19 protein-coding genes and 1 other RNA gene are annotated in these 23,969 nt (G+C 53.5%); 6 read left to right on the top strand and 14 right to left on the bottom strand.

The window, feature by feature from the left end:
• Positions 1–165: 165 nt before the first annotated feature.
• From ssrA to ACPV3A_RS35135, 10 genes are all read right to left on the bottom strand, one after another.
• Positions 166–530: a transfer-messenger RNA gene (gene ssrA, locus ACPV3A_RS35180) on the bottom strand.
• 265 nt (positions 531–795) lie between these two features.
• Positions 796–1,275, bottom strand: a complete 480-nt coding sequence (gene smpB, locus ACPV3A_RS35175) for an SsrA-binding protein SmpB (protein WP_071219562.1) — start codon at positions 1,273–1,275, stop codon at positions 796–798.
• 150 nt (positions 1,276–1,425) lie between these two features.
• Positions 1,426–4,071, bottom strand: coding sequence for a ribonuclease R (rnr, locus tag ACPV3A_RS35170; RefSeq protein ID WP_426204484.1), 2,646 nt, complete (start codon positions 4,069–4,071; stop codon positions 1,426–1,428).
• A 195-nt stretch (positions 4,072–4,266) separates the two neighbouring features.
• A complete protein-coding gene (gene secG, locus ACPV3A_RS35165) occupies positions 4,267–4,497 on the bottom strand; it encodes a preprotein translocase subunit SecG (protein WP_194540456.1) in 231 nt (76 codons plus the stop codon).
• Positions 4,498–4,796: 299 nt separating this feature from the next.
• Positions 4,797–5,246 (bottom strand): PaaI family thioesterase, encoded by a 450-nt coding sequence (locus ACPV3A_RS35160; protein WP_426204481.1) that lies wholly within the window; start codon positions 5,244–5,246, stop codon positions 4,797–4,799.
• Positions 5,247–5,344: 98 nt separating this feature from the next.
• A complete protein-coding gene (locus ACPV3A_RS35155; protein WP_426204479.1) occupies positions 5,345–7,021 on the bottom strand; it encodes a long-chain-fatty-acid--CoA ligase in 1,677 nt (558 codons plus the stop codon).
• Between the two features lie 101 nt (positions 7,022–7,122).
• Entirely contained in the window at positions 7,123–8,913 is a 1,791-nt protein-coding gene (locus ACPV3A_RS35150; RefSeq protein WP_426204477.1) for an acyl-CoA dehydrogenase family protein, read from the bottom strand.
• Positions 8,914–9,495: 582 nt separating this feature from the next.
• Complete coding sequence (locus ACPV3A_RS35145) at positions 9,496–10,686, bottom strand: acetyl-CoA C-acyltransferase (protein WP_194540452.1); 1,191 nt, start codon at positions 10,684–10,686, stop codon at positions 9,496–9,498.
• A gap of 232 nt (positions 10,687–10,918) precedes the next feature.
• Positions 10,919–13,360, bottom strand: a complete 2,442-nt coding sequence (locus ACPV3A_RS35140) for a 3-hydroxyacyl-CoA dehydrogenase NAD-binding domain-containing protein (protein ID WP_426204474.1) — start codon at positions 13,358–13,360, stop codon at positions 10,919–10,921.
• Positions 13,357–15,537 (bottom strand): heterodisulfide reductase-related iron-sulfur binding cluster, encoded by a 2,181-nt coding sequence (locus ACPV3A_RS35135; RefSeq protein ID WP_426204472.1) that lies wholly within the window; start codon positions 15,535–15,537, stop codon positions 13,357–13,359. Before ACPV3A_RS35135 ends, ACPV3A_RS35140 begins: the two co-directional genes overlap by 4 nt.
• Positions 15,538–16,004: 467 nt before the next feature.
• Here ACPV3A_RS35135 and ACPV3A_RS35130 point away from each other — a divergent pair, with 467 nt between their 5' ends.
• The 3 genes from ACPV3A_RS35130 to ACPV3A_RS35120 all read left to right on the top strand — a co-directional run bounded on the left by ACPV3A_RS35130 (position 16,005) and on the right by ACPV3A_RS35120 (position 18,654).
• Positions 16,005–16,595, top strand: coding sequence for a TetR/AcrR family transcriptional regulator (locus tag ACPV3A_RS35130; protein ID WP_100539665.1), 591 nt, complete (start codon positions 16,005–16,007; stop codon positions 16,593–16,595).
• 38 nt (positions 16,596–16,633) lie between these two features.
• A complete protein-coding gene (locus ACPV3A_RS35125; protein WP_076322611.1) occupies positions 16,634–17,401 on the top strand; it encodes an electron transfer flavoprotein subunit beta/FixA family protein in 768 nt (255 codons plus the stop codon).
• A gap of 275 nt (positions 17,402–17,676) precedes the next feature.
• A complete protein-coding gene (locus tag ACPV3A_RS35120; RefSeq protein ID WP_426204469.1) occupies positions 17,677–18,654 on the top strand; it encodes an electron transfer flavoprotein subunit alpha/FixB family protein in 978 nt (325 codons plus the stop codon).
• Between the two features lie 235 nt (positions 18,655–18,889).
• On the opposite strand, the gene ACPV3A_RS35115 is transcribed toward ACPV3A_RS35120, so the two are convergent.
• A complete protein-coding gene (locus ACPV3A_RS35115) occupies positions 18,890–19,207 on the bottom strand; it encodes a MazG nucleotide pyrophosphohydrolase domain-containing protein (RefSeq protein ID WP_426204467.1) in 318 nt (105 codons plus the stop codon).
• 218 nt (positions 19,208–19,425) lie between these two features.
• Between ACPV3A_RS35115 and ACPV3A_RS35110 the strand changes: the two genes are divergently transcribed.
• Positions 19,426–20,004, top strand: a complete 579-nt coding sequence (locus ACPV3A_RS35110) for a TIGR00730 family Rossman fold protein (protein ID WP_426204465.1) — start codon at positions 19,426–19,428, stop codon at positions 20,002–20,004.
• Between the two features lie 169 nt (positions 20,005–20,173).
• Here the strand turns inward: ACPV3A_RS35110 and ACPV3A_RS35105 are convergent, their stop codons facing one another.
• Both ACPV3A_RS35105 and ACPV3A_RS35100 read right to left on the bottom strand, forming a co-directional pair.
• Entirely contained in the window at positions 20,174–20,917 is a 744-nt protein-coding gene (locus ACPV3A_RS35105) for an SDR family oxidoreductase (protein WP_426204463.1), read from the bottom strand.
• 308 nt (positions 20,918–21,225) lie between these two features.
• Entirely contained in the window at positions 21,226–21,867 is a 642-nt protein-coding gene (locus ACPV3A_RS35100; protein ID WP_233354710.1) for a TetR family transcriptional regulator, read from the bottom strand.
• Between the two features lie 187 nt (positions 21,868–22,054).
• On the opposite strand from ACPV3A_RS35100, the gene ACPV3A_RS35095 reads away from it, so the two are divergent.
• A complete protein-coding gene (locus ACPV3A_RS35095) occupies positions 22,055–23,038 on the top strand; it encodes a helix-turn-helix transcriptional regulator (RefSeq protein ID WP_426204461.1) in 984 nt (327 codons plus the stop codon).
• An 88-nt stretch (positions 23,039–23,126) separates the two neighbouring features.
• Entirely contained in the window at positions 23,127–23,756 is a 630-nt protein-coding gene (locus ACPV3A_RS35090; protein WP_194540444.1) for a GyrI-like domain-containing protein, read from the top strand.
• A gap of 109 nt (positions 23,757–23,865) precedes the next feature.
• Here ACPV3A_RS35090 and ACPV3A_RS35085 read toward each other — a convergent pair whose 3' ends face one another.
• Positions 23,866–23,961, bottom strand: a complete 96-nt coding sequence (locus ACPV3A_RS35085) for an IS3 family transposase (RefSeq protein ID WP_426204487.1) — start codon at positions 23,959–23,961, stop codon at positions 23,866–23,868.
• Between the last annotated feature and the right edge of the window lie 8 nt (positions 23,962–23,969).

Here is a 23,969-nt window from a genome sequence, read left to right as displayed (position 1 = left end):
CTAGTGATTTCGCAATCGATTTCATGCTTTCTGATCCATTTTGATAACGCATAACTGCTTGTAATTTTTCGTCCGAACTAAAATTAGCCATAGAAAAAACTGCACCTCCAATGTTAGATGGTGTCTAACAATTGGGGTGCAGTTCAATGCGGTTGTGGTTTTTATGTATGGAGGCGAGGGGAGTCGAACCCCTGTCCGAAGATAACGACAACACAAGCTTCTACGGGTGTAGTGACAGATTTGATGTCACCCTAGGAACTCCCTGTCACCGGATTCCCTTCAGGTCAGCCTGATTGTCTTCTTCAGCTAGCCCCAGGCGGAGACTAGACAGCGTATCCCACTAAAGTTGAGCCCTCATCCCGGTACATGGGCGATACAGAGCGAGAGCACGCTCACAGGTTATTAAGCTGCGAAAGCGTAGTTGTTTTGTTGTTTGCCGTTTAATTGGCTTTAGCGTTGATGAAGTGGACGCGTCCCCACTACCCGCTACTCATGCCCGAACTATCCCCGTCGAATCCAAAAACGCCCCCTTAAGTTGGAGAAATGCCGGTGTTTTGCACCTTGGCGTTCCTGCCAAAAAGGGCTATCGGATTAAATCAAGAATATTCAGCCATAGCAGTCGATCTATGCCGCAGACTCTTTCCCTCCAAGAAAGGAGAATGCGCCAACTGTATGCTGATTGTCAAAGATCTTATTGATCTCTCTTACATCACTTAGTATATCACATTTTACATCAAAATGATATATACATTGCAGGTAACACAGCTAAAAGCTGCCATCGGGCAAGCTGCTCCATCACCTTGCGATCTTCTGCTTCTCGCGCAGCGCACGCTGGATATCGCGTTGTGCATCCTTCTTAGCGGCATCGGCACGCTTGTCGTACTGACGCTTACCTTTACCGAGGCCCAGCAATAACTTGGCATAGCCGTTACGAACGTAGATCTTCAGCGGTACGATCGCGTAACCGTCCTGCTTGGACAGGCCCAGCAGCTTGCGGATCTGCTCCTTGTGCAGCAGCAGCTTCCGTGTCCGCGTAGGATCCGTTGGGTTGTTGCGGTTCCCCTGCTCGAACGGGCTGATATGCATGTTATGGATATGGATCTCGCCATTCCGAATGGTTGCGAATGCATCTCCGATATTGACGCGGCCGTTCCGTATGGATTTGATCTCCGTTCCGGTCAGCACCATCCCGGCTTCATACGTATCCTCGATGAAGTAATCATGGGAAGCTTTTTTGTTCTGGGCCAGAACCTTCCCGTCACTTTTCTTACCCATGGTCTCACCCCTTGTCATCAACAATGATAATGGAAAAAGGACTTCCGGCAGACCGCCAATGCAATCTCACCAGAAGTCCATTGTATCAAACGTCAGCCTCCAAAAGCAAGGTGGGGCAAGCGCCTCCAGTGACAGATCAGGAGGAGAATGTTACTTTTTCTTCTTGCGGACAAAAGCGGCCGTGCCGTTTCCGCCCTTGCTCTTCCGTTTGCGGCCACCGCCGCCACCGGAGTTGCCACCAGCATTGCCGCCTGGTGTTGGACCTTCGCCGATGAAAATGCCGCTGCCCGCCGTCTTCTTGCGTCGACCCTTGCCGCCGGCACCACCAGAGCGCGCGTTGCGGTCAAAGCCGAGGGCGCCGCCGCTGGCGGAGCTATAGCCGCCTTTGCCGGAGCCAAAGGCGAAGTTCGACGCCTGCTGCTCGCCAGCTCCAGCAGCTGCTTCACCGCCACCGCGCGCACCACGCCCGCTCGGCGGGGCATCGCCGCGGCCACCCTGGCCGCCGGCGCTGTCCTTGCGGCGTCCGCCTGGCGCGCCGCCTTCAGCCGCGCCGCGCTTACCGCCGCGGCCCTTACCCCCGCGGGCTGCGCCGTCGCGGGCACCAAATCCGCGGCCGCCATTGCCGCCGCGGTCGCCTTCGCCGCGCCCTTGGCGGCGCGGCTTCATATCCACCATCTCAAAATCGATGGTGTGATCGTCCATGTTCACCTTCGCCACGCGAACCTTCACATCATCACCGATGCGGTATACCTTCGAGGTCCGCTCCCCGATCAGCGCCATATGGCCCTCATCGAAATGATAATAATCGTCGGTCATCGCGCTGAGGCGAATCAAGCCTTCGACCGTGTTCTCCAGCTCAATAAACATACCGAAGCTGGTCACGCTGCTGATAATGCCTTCGAACTCTTCGCCGACTTTATCCAGCATGAACTCGGCTTTCTTGAGCGCTTCCGTATCGCGCTCCGCATCCACGGCCACACGCTCGCGCTCCGAGGATTGCTGAGCGATATCAGCCATCCGGCCCGCCAGCACCTCATGACGCTTCTCATCGAGCGCGCCGCCATTCTCCAGCACTTCCCGGATGACCCGGTGAATGACCAGATCGGGGTAGCGCCGAATCGGAGACGTAAAGTGAGAATAATATTCCGCAGCAAGGCCGAAGTGACCCGTGCTCTCCGCGTCATATTTCGCCTGCTTCATCGAACGGAGCATCATGGTGCTGAGCACCGTTTGCTCCTTCGTGCCTTGAATGGCTTCCAGCAGGTTTTGCAGCGCACGCGGATGGATCGAGTTGCCCCGTCCCTTCACCTGATGCCCGAAATTGGCCGCGAACGCCATAAAGTTCTGCAGCTTCTCCTGATCTGGGTCCTCATGGATCCGGTAGATGAACGGTACTTTCAGCCAGTGGAAATGCTCAGCCACGGTTTCGTTGGCCGCCAGCATGAATTCCTCAATGATCTGCTCCGCGATGGAGCGTTCTCTTTTAACGATATCCACGGGTTTGCCGTTCTCATCCACGATGACTTTGGATTCCACAAAATCAAAATCCACCGCGCCCCGGCGCATCCGGCGGTTCCGCAGCTTCAGCGCCAGCTCGCGCATCAAGCGGAAATCCTCCACGAGGTCACTGTAACGCTCGATCAGCTCCGGATCCTCGTCCACCAGGATTTTACGTACATTGTTATACGTCATCCGTTCTTTTGTGCGAATAACACTCGTGAAAATATCGTGCTTCACGACTTTCATCTGCTCGTTGAATTCCATCTCACAGGACATCGTCAGACGATCCACCTGCGGATTCAAACTGCATATGCCGTTGGACAGACGGTGCGGCAGCATCGGAATAACCCGATCCACCAAATACACACTGCAGCCGCGATTGTAAGCTTCCTTATCCAGCTCGGAGCGGTCACGGACATAATAACTGACATCGGCAATATGAACGCCCAAACGGTAATTCCCGTTCGGCAGACGTTCCACATTCACCGCATCATCAAGATCCTTGGCATCTTCGCCGTCAATCGTCACAATGTTCAAGCCGCGCAGATCCCGGCGTCCCTGCTGTACAATCTCTTCTTCCGTAATGGCATCCGGCGCTGCATCTGCCTCGGCCAGAACTTCCTCCGGAAAGCCTTCTGGCAGCTGATGCTTGCGGATAATGGACAGGATATCGACGCCCGGATCGTCCTTGTGACCCAGAATCTCCACCACTTCGCCCTCTGCCGCCGCTCTTCCTTCCGGATAGCTGACCAGCTTCACCACGACCTTCACGCCATCAACGGCTCCGTTAATCGCATGCTTCGGAATAAAAATATCCCGGTTGATCCGCTTGTCATCCGGCAGCACGAAGCCATAGGCTTCATGGTTCTGGAATACACCCACGACTTGGGTGACGGCGCGCGTCACGATACGGACCACTTCGCCTTCCATTTTGCCGCCGTCGCTGCTTTGGGAACTGATCCGGATAAGCACGATATCTCCATTCATCGCACTCTTCAAGTCATTGGCATGAATGTACACATCCGGGTGCTCGCGATCATCAGGAATCAGAAAGGCAAAACCCTTCGCATGAGCCTGCAGTCGTCCGCGCAGCAAATTCATCCGTTCCGGCACGCCATATCGCTGGGTGCTGGTCAGAATGATTTTTCCGGATTGCTCAAGCTCATTCAGCAGCTTCAAGAATTCCCTGAATTCATGGGCATCCTTAATGGCAAAATGCTGCTCCAATTCCTGGTACGTCATCGGCTTGTATGCAGTTTCCCGCATAAAATTCAGTAATATTTCTTCAGTTATCATCATTATCACCTCGGGGAACCTGCAATTTCATCGTTCCGCTATCCATTCTTTACCTTCATATACTCATACCCTAGTATACACGAATTTAATCCTCGGTATCCTTCCGAACACCGTCTTAACCTATGTATTCCGAAATTCAGGCAATAAAAAACCCCCGCTCTTCCAAGAGTGAAAAAGCGAGGGTAACGTTAATTGTTATTTCAACATAGCAACAACGATGGCCAAAATCATAAATCCTGTTGCAAGACCTACCGTTGTACGCTGCAGTACGAGATCCATACCGCGAGCCTTTGTTTTACCAAAAAGATGTTCCGCACCGCCGGAGATGGCACCGGCAAGACCTGCGCTTTTCCCTTTTTGGAGAAGAACGACAGTAATCAACCCGATGGAGAAAATAACAAGCAACACTTCAAAAAATACAACCATGACTTCCACCTCCTACGTATGTAAACATCTAAATTTATGATCTGAAGAGACATTCTAGATTCTACATGAAAAACAGCATTTTTATTGTACCACAGCTTTAATGGCCTGACAAGAAGTGCGGGGAACAATCCCAACAAAAAATCTGCTCGGCCAGCCGGTTGGAAGTCGCCTAACATCGTCGATTGGCGGTATGGACTGACACTCCATATCCGGCCACACCATGATTCGCTCGCCAAAAAACAAATGGCCTGCCCCTCCAGCGTTGGCAGACCACCTGTTTCATAGCAGCCAAGGCTGCTTTATTTCACTCGGAAGGATCCTGTGCTGATCGCCACAAGCTCGCCATTCTCGTTCGCAATTCTGCATTCTGTTGTGACCGAACGGTGCGTCTGATGCACGATGCTTGCCGTTACGGTAAGGAGACCCGCTCTGGCCGGCATGACAAAATGCACGTTCAGATTGCTCGTCACCGTGGATTCGCCGGGGCGCTCCAGCATGACGGCAATGCCCATGGCGTTATCCATCAATGAGGAGAGTACGCCGCCATGCACGATGCCCATCATATTCATATGATGAGGCTGGGCATTCAGCGTCACAACAACCGCCTCTGAACTGGCAGACGCAAGCTTGCAGCCGAGATATCCCCAGAAGGTGGGCTCCGCCGCTCGGGTCATGGCCTCAATGTACGCCTCCCGGTCGAATTCCGGCTGTCCGGCCTTCGTATCCGGATTGGCATTGGTATGATTCATCAGGCCGCCTCCTTTTTTCTTATGACGTCGTTAGTACTGTATCCATTCCAGCGGGATAACATGAATCACTTAACGTGCCTGCTCCGCTATTCTGCGCTTCAGCCCGTTCTGCCTTCCTCTTCCTCCTCCAGCAGTTTGCGGCGCAGCACCTTGCCTACCATCGTCTTCGGCAGCGAATCGCGGAACACGTACTCGCGCGGCACCTTATAGGCGGCCAGCTGACTGCGGCAAAACTTCTCAAGGCCCGAAGGGTCCGGAGACGCGCCATCCTTCAGCACGATATAAGCTCTAACGGTTTCGCCGCGATAATCGTCCTTCGTTCCGACAACGACGGCTTCCTTGACGGAAGGATGCTCATACAGCACTTCCTCGATCTCCCGAGGGTAAATATTGAAACCGCTTGCAATGATCATATCCTTCTTGCGGTCGATGATCGTAAAATACCCCTCTTCGTCCATCGTTGCCATATCCCCTGTGAACAACCAGCCGTTTCGCAGCGTGTCGAACGTCTCCTCCGGCCGGTTCCAGTACCCCATCATCACCTGCGGTCCTTTTACAATTAACTCGCCAGGCTCCCCGATGGGCATTTCTTCGCCCGTATCGGGATCGACCACCTTAGCATCCGTATCCGGAACAGGTACGCCGATAGTGCCGATTTTGCGCCTTCCCCAGATCGGATTCACATGAGTAACCGGGGAAGCTTCAGTCAGGCCATAGCCTTCGATCAGCCGTCCTTTGGTCAGCTCCTCGAACTTATCCTGCACCTCAACCGGAAGCCCGGCAGAGCCGCTGACGCAAGCATTAATCGAAGAGAGGTCATATTCCCTGATCTTGGGATGATTAATCAGTGCGATATACATGGTCGGCGCGCCCGGGAAGAGCGTCGGCTTCATTTTTTTGATCAGGTTCAGAATCATCGTCACTTCGAATTTCGGTACCAATATCAGCATGCCGGCACGGTAGATGGCCTGGTTCAGCAGCACGGTCAGTCCGAACACGTGAAAACAGGGCAAAACCGCTAAATAGCGCTCCTTCCCATCCTCCACCTGAAAACACCAGTTCGCGGACTGCAAGGTGTTGGCGATCAGATTCATATGCGTCAGCATGACTCCTTTAGGAACACCCGTCGTACCACCCGTATACTGGAGCAGGGCAAGATCCTTCTCTGCCTTCACGGGTTCGCAGATCGGGTCATTCGGTGAGTTCGCAAGCAGCTTTTTGAAGGCATGGACGCGGCTCCCATAATTGACGACCGGAAGAGGGCCCTCCTTCTTGGCCTTGATCGGGTAAAGGTGATTCTTGGGGAATGGCAGATAATCCGCCACGGATGTGACGATCATATGCTCCAGTTCCGTCTCCTCGATGACTTTTTCAACGCGGGAAACWAACATATCCATGGTAATGATGATCTTGGCACCGGAATCCTTCATCTGATGCGCAATTTCCCGCTCCATATAGAGCGGGTTGGTCATGACGGCAACGGCTCCGGCCAGCAGCACGCCATAATACGAGATCACCACCTGCGGGCAGTTGGGCAGCATGATCGCTACCCGGTCGCCCTTCTTAATTCCTTTGCTGCGGAGCGCGTTCGCCATACGATAGGACGACTCCAGCAGACTTCTATAGTTGATCGTCTTGCCCATGAAATACATGGCCGGCCGATTCGGAAACTTCTGTGCCGACGTCACGAGAAATGATGCCAAATTCTGTTTCGGATAATCAAAAGCGGGGGCTACTTCGGGCGGATAAAACGGCAGCCAAGGCTTTGTATCCATACAAAACCAACCCTTTCCTAAGGAATGCTCCTTCTTTCCTACTCCAAGAAAAATCTCTCTCTTTTGCGGTTACTTACGCATCGTATTGGCGTTGACGCGTGTTACACCGTGTACCGCTCGTTCTTGACCACGCGGGCTGCGATGCTGCGCTTGAGGGCCACCGTATCGACCGGCGTGCAACGCGTCAGTTTCTTGAGCACCGACAGCTGCATCCGCAGCATATCCCCGGTTTCCACTGAGGCTAGCGTCTCTTTCGCGAGTGCTTCGATGCGCTGGAACGCCTCGTATGCAAACACCTGCGTCATCTCGATCATGCTGGCTGCTTTTTCCTCGGAGGTGCGTTCGATTTGCTTGCGGGTACGCAGCAGCGCACTCTCGAGAGCATAAATATCAATCATCATATCCGCCAGATTGGACAAGGCCTCCTGCTCTTTCTCCAGCTTCGTGCCGAACTTCTGTACCGCCATACCGCCTGCAAGGAGGAAAATCTTCTTGCTCATTTCAAGGAGGTGCGCTTCCTGTTCCAGTGTGCCCTCGAAGGTTTGGCCAGGTACCAGCTGCAGCAGCTCTCCTTGGAGACCTTGTGCTTTTTGCAGGAGCGCGATCTCACCCTTCATGGCCTTCTTCACGAGCGTGCCCGGAATCAGGAGCCGGTTGATCTCGTTCGTGCCTTCAAAGATACGGTTGATGCGGGAGTCCCGATAGATGCGTTCCACTTTGTACTCTTGGATATATCCATAGCCCCCGTGAATCTGTACCGCCTCGTCTGCCACGTTATCGAGTCCTTCCGAACAGAACACCTTGTTGATCGAGCATTCGATGGCATAGTCAGAGATCGCCGCAGCCGAGTGGATTCCGGCATCCTCGCTGTTGTAATCGATGTCCTGCATCGCTTCGTCCAGCAATCCTGCCGTCCGGTAAACCATACTCTCCATCACGAAGGTGGTGATGTTCATCTCGGCCAGCTTCTTGCGCATGAGCGGGAACTGCGAGATAGGCGTATCAAACTGTTTACGGGTGTTAGCATATTTCGCGCTCAGCTCGATCGATTCCTTCGCCGCACCGACCGTACCGGCTGCCAATTTATACCTGCCGATGTTCAGGATGTTAAAGGCAATCCGGTGGCCTTTGCCGATCTCGCCGAGCAGGTTCTCCTTCGGCACCTTGACGTCTTCGAAAAAGAGCGGACGCGTCGACGAGCCCTTGATGCCCATCTTCTTCTCCTCCGGACCGAGCGTGAAGCCCTCCATCTCCTTCTCGACAATGAACGCGGTGAAGTGCTCCCCGTCAATCTTGGCGTAGACGATAAAGATATCCGCAAATCCGGCGTTAGTTATATATAGCTTCGATCCGTTCAAAATATAATAGTCACCGTCATCCGACAAGCGTGCCGTCGTTTTGGCACCCAGCGCATCCGAGCCGGAGGTCGGCTCCGTCAAGCAATAAGCCGCGATTTTCGCGCCGGTCGACAGATCCGGCAGGTACTTCTGCTTCTGCTCGGTCGTGCCGAAGAACACGATCGGCAGCGTACCGATCCCCACATGAGCCCCGAAGGAAAGCGCGAAGGACGATCCCTTCGCCAACGCTTCATTAATTATTGTAGAGCTGACCTTATCCAGCCCGATCCCGCCGAACGGCTCCGGCACATCGGCCCCGAGCAGGCCCAGCTCGCCTGCCTTGCGAAGCAGATCTACGGTCATCTCGTAATTCAGCTTCTCCAGCTCTTCATCATGCGGCACGACTTCCCCGTCAATAAAATCACGCACCGTCTCGCCGATCATGCGGTGCTCTTCCGTGAAATCCTCCGGTGTCAGGATGCGCTGTTTATCGGTATTATCGATGACAAAGCTGCCGCCTTTGATTTTCGGTTCTTTGGTTTGGTTATCGCTCATGATTGGTTTCCCCTTTCGGAATGTGGAATATTGGAGTGCAAAGACTGCCTTGGTGTTATGTTGGTATCTGTTGGATTGACCCCTAGATGCAGTAATGCTTAAGGGAGGTGCAAAAATGTCCGCTCCGCGTGCGGATTGTACTTCCGATCGCTGTTGAGTTTGGATTTCCGGGAATGAATCTATCCATAGTAGAAATCCAAACTCAAAGGCGACCACTTCGTTTCTCCAGTACAATTCCGCTCTCTCCGCTGGGCTAGAGCACACTAGTGAATCCCCTAAGTTCAAACCCCTACGACCGGCTATTATTGCACTCCCCTGTGGTTGGAGTGAGTGGTGCGGTGTCCGGTCCATGTACGGAGCGGACACCGCACTAAGACTACATTTCAGAGTGAATAGGCTGGTCATGCATCATTAAAAGATCAGTGCACTTGATATCGATTACCTAGATATCGTTTATCGAATACAATCAGAAGCATTGTTGAGCTAATGAAATTCAAACCATAAACTAAACAGCTGCGTAAATCCCGCCCCCATATCCCTTCAGGCGCTTGGAAGGTAGCGAAACTCTGCACCACCTACTCCTTACGCCCCGGCTGCGTGCACCTCGAACACCCCCGCGGCGCCCATGCCGCCGCCGATGCACATGCTCACGACGCCGTAGCCGCCGCCGCGGCGGGCCAGCTCGGAGACGAGGCTGACGGTCAGTTTCGCGCCGGTGCAGCCGAGCGGATGGCCGAGCGCAATGGCGCCGCCATTGACGTTGACCTTGCTCTCGTCGATACCCAGCGCGCGGATGATGTGGAGGCATTGCGAAGCGAACGCTTCGTTAATCTCGAACACATCGACCTGATCCAGCTCGATGCCCGCCATGCGCAGCGCCTTCGGGATCGCTTCAACGGGGCCGACGCCCATAATCTCCGGCTCTACGCCTGCCAGGGCAAACGATTTGAAGGTAGCCAGCGGGGTAAGGCCCAGCTGCTCCGCTTTCTCGCGGCTCATAACGGCTACCGCCGCCGCGCCGTCACTCGTCTGCGACGCATTGCCCGCGGTAACCGAGCCGCCAAGGGCAAAGGCTGGCTTCAGTTTGGCCAGCACATCCGGGGTCGTGTCCGGCCGGACCCCTTCATCCGTATCGAAGGCAAAGGTTTTGCTACGCACCTTGCCCTGCTCATCGGCCGCAGCCAGCGATACGTTCACCGGTACGATCTCATCCCGGAACTTGCCTTCCGCGATGGCCGCCGCGGCCTTGCGGTGACTGCTGGCCGCAAAGGCATCCTGCGCCTCGCGGGTAATGCCGAAGCGGCGGGCCACCTCTTCCGCGGTATGCCCCATGCCGATGTACACCTCCGACATCTCTTCCACGATCGTCGGATGCGGCGCCGGCTTGAAGCCGGTCATCGGCACATGGCTCATGCTCTCGACACCGCCAGCGACGATGACCTCGGCATGACCGAGCATAATGCGCTCTGCCGCGAACGCGATTGCCTGAAGCCCCGAGGAGCAAAAGCGATTAACGGTCAGCGCGGGTACCGTTACGGGATATCCCGCATATAGCGAGATAATCCGCGCGACATTCAGGCCTTGCTCGCCTTCCGGCATCGCGCAGCCGAGGATGATATCCTCAACGTCCTCTTTTTTCAGGCCCGGTGCACGCTCAATGACGGCTTCCAGTACGGCTTTGCCGAGATCCTCCACGCGCGTCTGAGCAAAACTGCCCTTCTTCGCCTTCCCCACCGGAGTGCGGGCAAGGGATACTATGACTGCTTCTCTCATGCCATTCACCTCATCAACTTGAAATGGTTGGATCCAATACCGTTTATAATTGCGCGGGCCGCTAATCGGCCGTGAAATGAATTCGTAACAGGTAGAACTGATTAAAGAGCTGCCATCATCAAGCTTCGCCAGCATGGACAACCTGCCACCATGTACTGTATGCAGCGTCTATTTGGCGAATCGAACGTTGCGATTGATAGCGAACTTCTTGGCTCTAAAGCACTCATCGCCCCTAATTCCGCAGCGGCTTGCCTTTCGCCAGCATATGCTGCATGCGCTGCTGGGTTTTGACCTCGCCGAGCAGGCTGAGGAACGCTTCCCGCTCCAGGTCGAGCAGATGCTGCTCGCTCACCACGGTTCCCGCGGGAACATCGCCACCCGTCAGGATGTGCGCCAGCTTCTTCGCGATCAACAGATCGTGATCACTGATATAACCGCTGCGCTTCATGTCGATGGCGCCCATCTGGAGCACGGCCCGGCCGTCGCGGCCGACCACGCGGGCTTTGCCCGGCTGCGGCGGAACATAGCCTGCCCGGTCCATCGCAAGTACCGCCTGCTTCGCTTCATAGATCCGGTAATCCTGATTCATGACCACCGTATCCCCGCTGCGCCCATAACCCATGCGGATTGCTTCATGTCCGCTGGTCGATGCCTTCGCCATCGCCACCATCTCGAAGATTTTGTTAATCTCCGGCTGGAGGTCGCTCTCCTTATCGGGATGACGGTTGCTGGTCATGAGCGCCAGCTCCTTGCAGCCGCCGCCTGCCGGAATGAGGCCGACCCCCGTTTCTACGAGACCGAAATAGGTCTCCGCCGAGAAAATGATCCGGTCAGCCGGCAGGCACGCTTCCACGCCGCCGCCCAGCGTCATCCGGTGAGGCGCAGCCACAACCGGCTTCTCTAGCCCCTTCAGCTTCATCATGCTGCCTTGGAACAGACGGATGATGTCATCCACCTCATCCCAATCGCCGCTCTGCGCTTCCATCAGCATAAGCATCAGGTTGGCGCCGACGCAGAAGTTGCGGCCTTCGTTCGCCAGCACCAGCCCGCGGTAATTGGCCCTGACCTCTTCCACGCTCTGCTGAATCATGACCAGAATATCGGCGCCGATCGCATTGTTCGGGGAAGTGAATTCAAGGCACGCAACACCATCCCCAATATCGATCAGATTCGCCCCCGTGTTCGAACGGATGATCCGGTTTTGCGATTTGAGCGCTTGCAGCGAGATCAGCTCAGGCTGAACCTCTACGCCCTTATACTCGCCTTTGAAATAATGGAACACCTCGCCGTCCTTCTGCTGATAGAAGAACTTGTTCCCGGCGGCAATCCAATCCTTCACCCAAGCCGGCACGGTCATGCCTTCTGCTTCCATGCGCTGCACGGATTCCGGCAGTCCGATTAGATCCCAGGTCTCGAATGGACCGAGCTCCCAGTTGAAGCCCCATTTCATCGCGTTGTCGATGTCCTGAATGGAATCGGCGATCTCTCCCAGCTTGTCGGCCGCATAGACAAGCACTTGCTTCAATACATTCCAAGCCAGTTCAGAGTAACGGTCCTGCGTACCGAGGAATGCCTTGATCTTCCGCTTGGCTCCCTTCACCGCTTTGGCGGCTTCGATGGAAGCGGAGCTCACTTTGGCGCTCGGATTGTACTCCATCGTGGACAGGTTGAGCGATAAAATTTTGCTGCCTTGCTCGCTCTTTACTTTTTTATAGAATCCCTGGCCGCCCTTCTCACCGATCCAGCCGCGGGTGACAAGCTCATTCATGACATCGGGAACCGTGAACACGTCCTTCTCGTTCCCGTCCGGCACGGAGTCGTACACGTTTCTGGCCACATGAACAAAGGTATCGATGCCGACCAAATCCAGGGTACGGAAGGTGGCGCTCTTCGGACGCCCCAGAACGGGTCCCGTGGCCGCATCCACTTCCTCCACGGTATAGCTGTTTTTCACCATCTCCTGCAATGTGACGAGGAGACCGTAGGTGCCGATCCGGTTCGAGATGAAATTCGGCGTATCCTTCGCAAGCACAACCCCTTTACCAAGGCGCTTCGTGCAGAAATCAACCATAAACTTTGTAATGTCCGGATCCGTATCAAAGCCCGGGATAATCTCCAGCAGCTTCATATGACGCGGCGGATTGAAGAAATGGGTTCCCAGGAAGTGGCTGCGGAATTCCTCGCTGCAGTCCTCGACCATCGCATTAACGGAAATGCCGGAGGTATTCGTGCTGACGATTGATCCTTCCTTGCGCACGCCCTCAATCTGCTTGAAGATGCTTTTCTTGATTTCCAGGCGCTCCGTGACCACCTCAATGATCCAGTCCACGTCCTTCAGCTGGCTCAGATGATCCTCGGTATTGCCTGGGGTGATCCGGCCCACAAAATCGGCGCTATACAGCGGAGCTGTGCTTGATTTGGGCAGAGCCGCAATGGCTTTGGCCGCAAGCCGGTTTCGTACCTTCGGATGATCCAGCGACAATCCGGCTTTTTCCTCTTCGGCGGTTAAGGATTTCGGAACGATGTCGAGCAGCAGGCAGGGAATGCCGGCATTGGCGAGATGGGCGGCGATCCCCGACCCCATGACGCCAGAGCCGATCACGGCGGCTTTGGTTATGTTTCGACTTGCGACACCGGAACCGCTGACGGATTCCTTGGTAATGGTATTGCTCATTGCACAACGACCTCCTGTTCATGGATTTCGGATAGACCGAATACGGATAACTCCAGGATTTCCGCGATATCTCGCGTTTTTACGCTTTCTTCCACTTCCTTCAGCTTCGTGCCGTCCTCCAGCATCGTCAGGCAGAACGGACAGGCTGAACTGATCATCGTCGGAGATACAGCCAGCGCCTGCTCGGTACGCGCCAGATTCACGCGCTTGCCCGCATCCTCCTCCATCCACATCTGCCCGCCGCCGGCGCCGCAGCACATCCCGTTCTCGCGATTTCGCTCCATCTCCAGGAGCTCGACGCCAGGAATGGCGCGAAGCACGCTGCGCGGCTGATCATACACGTCGTTATACCGTCCCAGGTAGCAGGAGTCATGATAGGTGATTTTCTCCTGAACCCGGTATTTGGGCTTAAGACGCCCTTCCTTCACCAGCTGGTCCAGCAGCTCCGTATGATGAATCACCTCGGCTTCAAGCCCAAATTCCGGATACTCATTCTTCAAAATATTGAAGGTATGCGGACAAGCCGTCACGATTCGTTTCACATCGTACTTCTGGAATGTCTCGATGTTCTCCATGCACAGCTGCTGGAACAGAAATTCATTGCCCATCCGGCGCGGCGTATCGCCCGAATTCTTCTCCTCGTTGCCGAGAATGGCGAAGTTGACGCCCGCTTCATTCATAAGCCGGACAAAGGCCTTGGTGATCTTGCGGCTGCGATTGTCGTAAGAGCCCATGGAGCCGACAAAGAACAGCACGTCGAAATCCGGATTTTCCTTTACGGTCGGAATCTTCAGATCCAATGTCCCTTCCGGATCGACCTCCTTCACCCATTTGCTCCGGTCTGCACGGCTGATTCCCCAAGGGTTGCCTTGTCGCTCGATGTTTTGCATGGCGCGCTGGCCTTCCTGCGGAACGCTGCCCTCCATCAGAACAAGATGACGCCGGAGATCCACGATTTTGTCGACGTGCTCATTCGCGACCGGACACTGATCCTCGCAGTTGCGGCAGGTCGTGCACGCCCAAATCTCTTCTTCCGTCATGACGCCGCCGATCAATTGAATGTCCTTCGGGTCGACGCCCTCAACCTGATGCCAGGAGCGCTTCTGCACCTCCATCGTCGGGCCGATATCGGTAATGCCCTCGCCCTTCCAGCCGACAAGGGCCAGATCCGTTGCGCCCATGGAGTGAACGCCGGGTGATCCAAACACAGAGGCTGGCATCCATGCTGATTTGGAGGTGAGCGCAGCCCCTTTTTCCGTGAGATGATCCCTTAACTTCACAATCATGTGCATCGGCGACAGCAGCTTACCTGTATTCGAGGCCGGGCATACGTTGGTGCATCTTCCACATTCGACGCAGGCATAGAAATCGAGCATCTGCTTCTGCGTAAAATCCTCAATCTTGCCTACCCCGAATGCCTCGGCCTCTTCATCCTCCAGGTCCAGCTTGCTGAGCTTGCTCGGGGGATCGGTACGGCGGACCAGAATGTTGATCGGCGCCGTAATGAGGTGAAAATGCTTCGATTGCGGCACATAGATAAGGAACGATAGCAGAATCAACAGATGCAGCCACCAGAACGCGTAATAGCAAACCGTAACCGCCACCGGCGGCATCCAGGCAAACACGGCCGCAATGCTGGAGGAGATCGGTGCCATGGCCGACCACGCCAGTCCTTCCATGAGCCGTTCAAAAGCCATCGTCAGCAGCACCGAAGCCATCAGCGTGGTGATGAAAAACACGACAATGCTTGGCTTCCAGCCCCGCTTGAGCCGTTTCAGCTTCTCGCCATAGCGGCGATAGGCCGCATAACCGATAGCGAGCAGGATCAGCGCAACCGTAATCTCCTGCATGAGGATAAAGCCGGCGTGCCCCGGAATCGGCAGGCTGTGGCCGGACAATCCCTTCCAGATGATGTCGAGCGCACCGAACTGCAAAATGATAAATCCGTAAAACACAATAAAATGCATGATGCCGCTCTTGCGATCCTTAAACAGCTTGCTCTGTCCGAATACCTGGATGGCGAATTGGCTCAGGCGTTCCTTCAGATCCTTCTTCAGATTCGCTGGCTTGCCCAAACGGATATACAGGTACCGGCGATACACCACGGTGGCGAACATATACACCGCCCAACCGGTGATCAAGACAAAGAGCAGCGCGTTGATTAATGTCAGAATCATCTCTCTCAGCCCCTTGCGTTAAAAATCCTTCTTTCTTCTCATAGTCTGGTGCAGCGTCCCATTTGGCGAAGCTCCTGTCACTCCTTCCGAAACCTCTTGTCATGTGTTCATGTCGGGATATATATGAAGCGCTTTCATTAGAGGAACAAAAGTAGACCTCCACATCGTGCCGTTCCGACCATTCTAATCCGAACTTCATCGTTTCTGGCTGCATCTCTTCATCCGTACATCGCTCTCATCTGTACTTGCCTGCGGATACCCAGTGACTTGTTTCTTCCGGTTGAACTGCCGTCTATTGCTCTGATATGAACGCCTTATTCTGCTGCTCTGATCCATCTGCTTCATCCATTTCGCGCTTCTTCGTAACCCATCGTTGACAACGACATGAACGTATTTTATGATGGATACAAGAAATGAATGAGTATTCATTCATAATTTTAACTGTATTCTAACACCGGGGTGAGCATATGACAAGTAAAAAAAATGAAAAATACCACCTTATTCTCCAGGGCGCCCTGAAAGTATTCGCCGAGAACGGCTACCACCGGTCCCAGGTTTCCAAGATCGCCAAAGCTGCCGGCGTGGCTGACGGCACCATCTATTTGTACTTTAAGAGGAAGGAGGATATCCTGATCCGCCTGTTCCAGGAAAAGCTTGGCGAGCTGGTCGGCAAATTCCACGAAAGCGTGGAAGGAACCACGGATGCCGTGGAAGCGCTGCGGACGGTGTGCAGCATCCATTTTTCGGAGCTGGAGAGCAATCCTGAGCTTGCTTATGTCACGCAGATTGAGCTGCGGCAGAGCGATCTGGAGCTGCGCAAGGAAATCGGCAGCGCTTTGAAGCCATATATTGTGCTGATCGAGAATATTCTGGAACAGGGCATCAAAGAACAGAAATTCCGTTCCGATCTGAACGTCAAGCTGGTGCGCAACCTGATTTTTGGCGCGATGGACGAAGCGGTAACCTCTTGGCTGATCTCCGGCCGCAAGTATTCTCTGTCCGATCAGGCGGATGAGACGCTTAGCTTTTTCCTGAACGGTGTTTCCGGCGGACAATAAGTCCCGCTGATATTCATATTGAAGGGAGCGTTTAACCGATGAAGATTGTGGTATTGCTTAAACAGACCTTTGACACGGAGGAAAAAATTACGATTGAGAACGGATCGATTGCCGAGGATGGGGTGAAATTTGTCATCAATCCGTATGACGAATATGCGGTGGAAGAGGCCGTGAAGCTTCGGGATGACCACGGCGGCAGCGTGACACTCTTGTCCGTCGGGCCGGATCGTACGGCAGAGGCCCTGCGCACTGCCCTCGCGATGGGTGCAGATGATGCCGTGCTGATCTCCGACGAGCGGATTCCGGACGATGAATATGCGGTATCCAAAGTGCTGCACGCGTATTTGTCCAAGGAAAGCCCGGATCTGATCCTCGGCGGCAACTTCTCCGTTGACCGCGGTTCGGGTCAGGTGGCCATTCGCCTGGCAAGCCTTCTCGGTATTTCACATGCCGGCTCCATTACCAAGCTTACGCTGAACGGTACCACGGCTGAAGTACATCGGGATGCCGAAGGCGATCTTGAAGTGCTGGAGGTTCAGCTCCCGGCGATTTTCACGGCACAGCAAGGTTTGAACGAACCACGCTATCCATCGCTACCTGGCATCATGAAGGCTAAGAAAAAGCCATTTCAGACGTTGACCCTGGATGATCTCGGATTATCGGAAGCCGATATCCAGCCGGCAACGAAGCAAAGCGAGCTGTCCCTGCCGCCGGAGCGAAGTGCAGGACGCATTCTGAAGGGCGAGCCCGCCGAAGTGGCGCATGAGCTGGTATCCTTGCTCCGCACCCAGTCGAAAGTGATCTGATGACGGGTATTTGAATGTACGAATATACCCCTTTAACTCGTACTATTGAATGCGGTTACACGGACCCGACGGAGAGCCGCGCCATCATTCCCTATGTATTCTGATTGTATGGTTTACGGGATGTCCGTCATGCACGCTTTTCGCTTGATACGTTCCGCGAAATCCGAGCAGCAGCGCTTCTGAGGAAATCCCCTGAATTCGCTTAAGTTGCTCAGGTTGGTTAAATCGTCAAATCTCTTCTCTTCAATCCCAAATGGATCCTAGGAGGTTATGATATGAGCAAAACGATATTAGTGTATGCCGAGAACCGGGATGGGAAGCTGCGTCAGGTTGCTCTCGAAACGCTTGGCGCGGCTCGCTTGATTGCAGGTGACGGTGACAGCATCCGCATTCTGGTTGCGGGCTCCAACATTACGGAGGCTGTATCGGCCCTGAACGCCTATGGTGCCGATACGATCTATACGGTTGAGCATGATGATCTGGAAAATTATAATCCTGAAGCTTATATGGCCGTCATTGAAGCGGTTATCGGTCAGGCCAAGCCGGATGCCGTACTTTTCGGACATACAGCTATCGGCCGCGATTTAGCACCGCTCGTCGCCGCTTCCCTGAATGCAGGACAAATTTCCGACGTAACCGCGATCGAGACGGAAAGTGGAGAAGTGGTGTTCACTCGTCCGCTCTATGCGGGTAAAGCCTTTGAGAAGCGCGTCTTCCAGAACGGACCGTGGGTGGTCACGGTGCGTCCGAACAATATTCCTGCTGCGGAAGCCATCGAAGGCGCGAGCGCCAGCATTGAGGACATCGCTTACCCTGCCCCTTCCCTCAGCTCCGTGGTAAAGGACGTCGTCCGCAAAACCACGGGAAAAATCGACCTCTCGGAAGCCAAAATCGTCATCTCCGGCGGGCGCGGCGTGAAGAGCGCGGAAGGCTTCCAGCCGCTGGAGGAGCTCGCGGACCTGCTCGGCGGTGCCGTCGGCGCATCGCGAGGCGCCTGTGATGCCGGCTACTGCGATTACGCGCTCCAGATCGGGCAGACCGGCAAAGTCGTTACGCCCGAGATCTATATTGCCTGCGGCATTAGCGGCGCCATCCAGCATCTGGCCGGCATGAGCCAATCGCGGGTCATTATCGCCATCAACAAAGACCCTGAGGCACCGATCTTCAAGGTCGCCGATTACGGCATCGTCGGCGATCTGTTCGATATCGTTCCGCTGCTGACGCAGGAATTCCGCAAAGTCCTGGTATCCTAGCATAATTCAAGCTCATTAGATGATATAATATGATAAGGCTGCACCCCAACGTCCATTGGACCCTGGGTTGCAGCCTTTTTACAGTTCTAAACCCGGATGTATCCTTTCGGCTTTCTGGCTACTGCCATAATTCCTGCGATGCGCTATCAAGCCGGTTATGTATGCTGCCATTCAGCCATTCAATGACTCCGCCACGTCATCATCTGATGATAGGAAGGACCCGACTTTCGTTCATTTAAGAACCAAACCGCTTCTGCAGCTTCTGCTGATGGGCCGTAAACGCCTCTTCCAGCGAAATCCCATAAAGATCCGCCAACAGTGAAATGTTGCCGAGCACGTCGCCGATCTCCTCCACCAAATCCTGCTTGAGCCGTTCCCTGGATTGAACCTCCTCGTCAGGGCGGTCCCTGCCGATCTCATAAGCGCGAACGGCACGCGCTGTTTCCCCTGTCTCCTCCATCAAAAACCCAACGCGAATAAAGGGGCCGTACTCGGTCCAGCCTCGCTCTCCATAAAATTGTTTAATCCATTGCTGCGCTTCATTCATATCCATACTTGTGCTACCTCCGCGATTCCCTGGGATGACTTGAACCTTTACTTTTTACACAATTCAAGAACAAACTCATGATAATGCTAACATGTATGCCATAAGATAAGAGGTGCCATCTGATGATCATTAACAATATCGTTCATCGACGCCATGACACAAATCACTATATATAGTATAATTACACGAATGAAATATCAACATCTTGTCAAGGAGTGTGCGAATTGAAATCCATATGTGTATTTGCGGGATCGAACATGGGGGAACATCCAGATTATAAGGAGAAAGCTGCCGAGCTCGGCCGGCACATTGCCCACAACCAATACAAGCTCGTATACGGCGGCTCCAAAATCGGATTGATGGGTGAAGTGGCTAACGCCGTTTTGCGGCATGGCGGTGAAGTTATCGGGGTGATGCCGAGAGGACTGTTTAAAGGCGAGATTGTACATACCGAGCTGACCCAGCTCATTGAAGTAGCGGATATGCATGAGCGCAAAGCGACGATGGCGAAGCTGTCCGACGGGTTTATCGCCATGCCGGGCGGTTTTGGAACCTTTGAGGAATTGTTCGAGGTATTGTGCTGGTCGCAAATCGGAATTCACCAGAAACCGATCGGGCTGCTGAATGTCCGGGAGTATTATGAGCCGTTCATGAAGCTGATTCAGTACAGTATCACGGAAGGTTTCTCCAATGCCTCCCACCTAAACCTGATCAACATCTCCGATGACCCGCTCAAGCTGCTCGAGCTCATGGATAGCTACACCCCTCCGACGCTGGACTTAAAGTGGAAGGACTTGGATTAAGGGGCGTTTGCGGAGAACAGCGATCTTTCCCACGCATTCAGGGAAGTCTATACTCCATGTTGGTTGATACGTATTTAGGATCCTCTACAACAGATCGACCGTATCCGTAACGAAAGGCACCGGACTCCCGGTGCCTTTTAGTTCTTGCGTTATTTTGATGGTGTGAGTATTACACAAAACCGCCGTTCACGCGGATCGTTTGGCCTGTGATCCATTTCGATTCTTCACCGGCCAGAAAGAGAACGGCCCCTGCAACATCATCCGGTTCTCCCAGACGTCCGAAAGCATTCATGTTTGCGATACCCGCGATCTGCTCCTCCGATTTGCCAACTGTAAAGAGCTCCGTATTAATCGGTCCGGGCGCCACTGCGTTAATTGTAATTCCTTTGGGTCCGAATTCTTTGGCCAACTGACGCGTAAACTGCTCTACAGCGCCCTTCGTGCCTGCATATACGCTGTACGCCGGGAACATCTGCCCAACCACCGACGTCGAGAAATTGATGATGCGGCCGCCCGAATTCATATGGTGAAAAGCCTGCTGGATCGCGAAATAAGTCCCCTTCACATTAATCGCAAACTGCTGATCGAAATCTTCCTCCGTCATGGCAGCAACCGGCTTGGTTGTCATGATGCCGGCATTGTTCACGAGAATATCGATACCGCCATAAGCCTCGATCGTTTCACCAAACAGTCGTTCAATCGCTGCTACCTGACGAATATCAGCTTGAATGGCCCGGGCTTCGCCGCCGCTTTGCTTAATGGCGGTCACCACTTCCTCGGCTTTAGCCGGGCTGCTTGCATAGTTTACAACCACTTTAGCCCCGTTCTCCGCAAGTCTCTCCGCAATTTCACGCCCGATGCCTCTTGATGCTCCCGTTACGATAGCTACCTTGCCCGATAAACTCTTTGTCATGATACAACCTCCCGCATATGAATTAGGTGCTCGAATATCTCATCAGATGGATCCTCTGATCTGTACTTCATTTTTGTAATTTGATTATATGACTACACATTACAAATTACAAGTGACAGTTTTATATTTTTGTCATTTGTAATTATATATATATACAAAAAAGACGCTATCCCATGCAAATCGCCAAGAATAGCATCTTTTTAACGGAATGGGTGATCTCGCTGCACCAGCTCCGAAATGCTGTTCGGAAATGCATAACGGCCGCCTCTACCCCTGCTTAGTTCCCTCTAACTATGATTCTCGCCCGTTTACTGTTTCGCGATTCCGGATAACAATATGGCCCACACCGAGTCAAAATCGGCTTCAATCTCCTGCGAGGTCCACTGAGAAGCATGCACCGGATGATGAAACAGGGACGTTGCCATGAAAAAGGCTTTTGCCACCGACTCCGACTGGCCCGGCTTAAATTCACCAGTAAGCATCCCTCGATCGATGATCTGGGCAACCTGTCCGATTAACAACTTTACATGCGTATCAATTACCTTGACGGCTTCCAGCGTCACGGTCGTATACATGGCAAACATCTCGGGATCCTCGAGGACATAAGCCCGTTTGGCCCGGATGAGGGTATCCGTCCATAACCGCAAGCGATCGGTGGCGCTGCCCTCCGTTCCGTCTGCAATCTTCTGTAACGGATCCGCAATCCGCTGCAGCCACCTTTCCGTTACGGCTTCTCTCAGAGCGGCCTTGCTGGGAAAGTGCCGATACAGGGATCCATGGCTGACTTGAAGCGCCTTGGCAACATCGACAACCGAGGTTTTGTCAGGACCATAGCGCCGAAGCGTCTGCTCGGCCGCGTCCAATATGGCTTCTTTTGTTAGTGGTTGGTCATGTGACATAGGTTCAATGAGCACCGAAACGGGACTTACATTGTCCGCCCGACTGCCCATCTTCACGCCCCCTCTCTGTTGAACACATTATAACAAACCATCATTCAATATCAATATTGAAGTTTTGTTATTTGTTATACCAGGAGTCCCCGTTTTATTCGCTTGATCATACCCCCTCATGGATTGTTATAATAGCTTCATTAAGCCGGATATAACCGAAATAACATGAAGAAAGCGAGTGCTGTCCATGGCTAAGCTGGACTATCTGTTATCCATACTATGGCTGCTTCGATCCCATAAAAAAATGACGGCCGAGCAATTGGCGGAGAGGCTTGAGCTAAGTGTCCGAACGGTCTACCGATACATCGACACGCTGGATATGAGCGGGGTCCCTATCATATCCGAATCCGGACATGGCGGGGGATTCAGGCTGCCCGATTCTTTTTTAAGCGTGCCGCTGTTCTTCGAACTAACCGAGCTTAAAGCCATGGAACACAGTGCGCTACTTGCCCGGCAAGCGGACTATCCGTTTACGGATGCTCTTGAAAAGGCACTAACCAAGATTGAGCACCGGCTTCAGGAATCTCAATTGGAAGACTTGAGGCGTCATGTTGGCAGCATTCACATCCCACTGCCATCACAGAGTGCCTTGCTTCACCCCAGATTGCGAGAGTTAGAGCAAGCCATTGCCAGACGCGAAACCCTGGTCCTTCAATATGCGAAGTCCTTCAGCGGCTCCGTGGAGGAGCGCCATATTGATCCCTATGGGCTGATCTACCGGCTCGGCAAATGGTATTTGATTGCCTATTGCCATCAACGGGAGGCCCTCCGCGTATTCCGGGTAGACCGGATGAACAGCCTGTGCGTAACAGGCCGTACATTTGAAATGCCGGAACATTTCTCGGTACATGATTATATGAGCCATATTCATGAGTATCAGGATCACAATACGAAGTCGAAGGCGAAGGAACCGACGTTGGTAACCGTTCGCCTTCAAGGTCGCTCCGAGGTTCTGGACACGTTATGCAACCAGTGGTTCCTACAGCCTTATCTTGTCGCAAGAAGCAATGACGATGAGGCCGAATTCCGTATGCATCCGGATTGGATGCTGCAATACATGCCTTATCTGCTGCTTTCTTTTGGCAAAGGAGTCAAAGTACTTGAGCCGCAGCAGCTGCGAACTGTTCTCTCCGAGACGGCCCGAGACCTGGCCGCATATTACGAGGACTGATCCTTCAACAACTTCACTGACTCCTATGCTGTCAGTGAAGCTGGTTTATGATAGGCGTAAATCATGTCCAAAAAGGAGAGATTCATGTATGCCGCTTCCTAAACTCGATCTGGCCAAAAGCGATAAAACCTATTATACAGCCGGGAACACCCCCGAGCTCGTGCAGTTTGATCCCTTGCCCTATCTGTCGTTCGAAGGTCAAGGCGCGCCCGAAAGCTCCCTTTTCGAGAATGCAACCGAGGCGCTGTATACCGTTGCCTATGGCGTTAAGGGATATTGCAAGGCGGAGATTCAGGATTTCACCGTTCCTAAACTTGAAGGGCAATGGTGGGTTAACTCGGATCGGTATGGTTTGGAGGTTCCAAAAGAGGAATGGCATTGGAAGCTGCTCATTCGGATGCCGGCGTTTGTCACCCCGGAGATCGTCGATTCCGCACGGGACAAAGCCTTCTCCAAGAAAAATCATCTGGAGCCCATTCAGCAAGTGGTATTGGAAACGATCCATGAGGGACTATGCGTCCAAATCATGCATATCGGCCCCTACAGCACAGAGCCTGATACGCTGGCGAAAATGTATGCTTACATGAAACAGCATCATTACGTACAGGACGGGCATCATCATGAGGTTTATTTGTCCGATCCACGAAAAGCCGCCTCCTCCTCCATGAAAACCATTCTCCGCGCTCCTGTTAGACAGGAGCATTCATTGGAACAGTGAATACGGCGCACCCTGTTCCCTGACGACAAACACCATACCCAGCTAAAAATAAAGGAGCCGGCATATTGGTCATAACCCTGTCAAGTAGACAGTACAAAAAAGACATGATTTAAGCTGCGGCCGTTTCCCGGTATTCTACCGGGGAACGGTCGTTTAATTTTTTCTGGAATCGGTTCTGGTTGTAGAACAGAATGTATTCGCTCACTTGCTGTT

The sequence above is a fragment of the Paenibacillus sp. Dod16 genome (genome assembly GCF_049893405.1).
GTDB lineage: Bacteria > Bacillota > Bacilli > Paenibacillales > Paenibacillaceae > Paenibacillus_AQ.
This window is presented reverse-complemented; position numbering and strand designations above follow the sequence as displayed.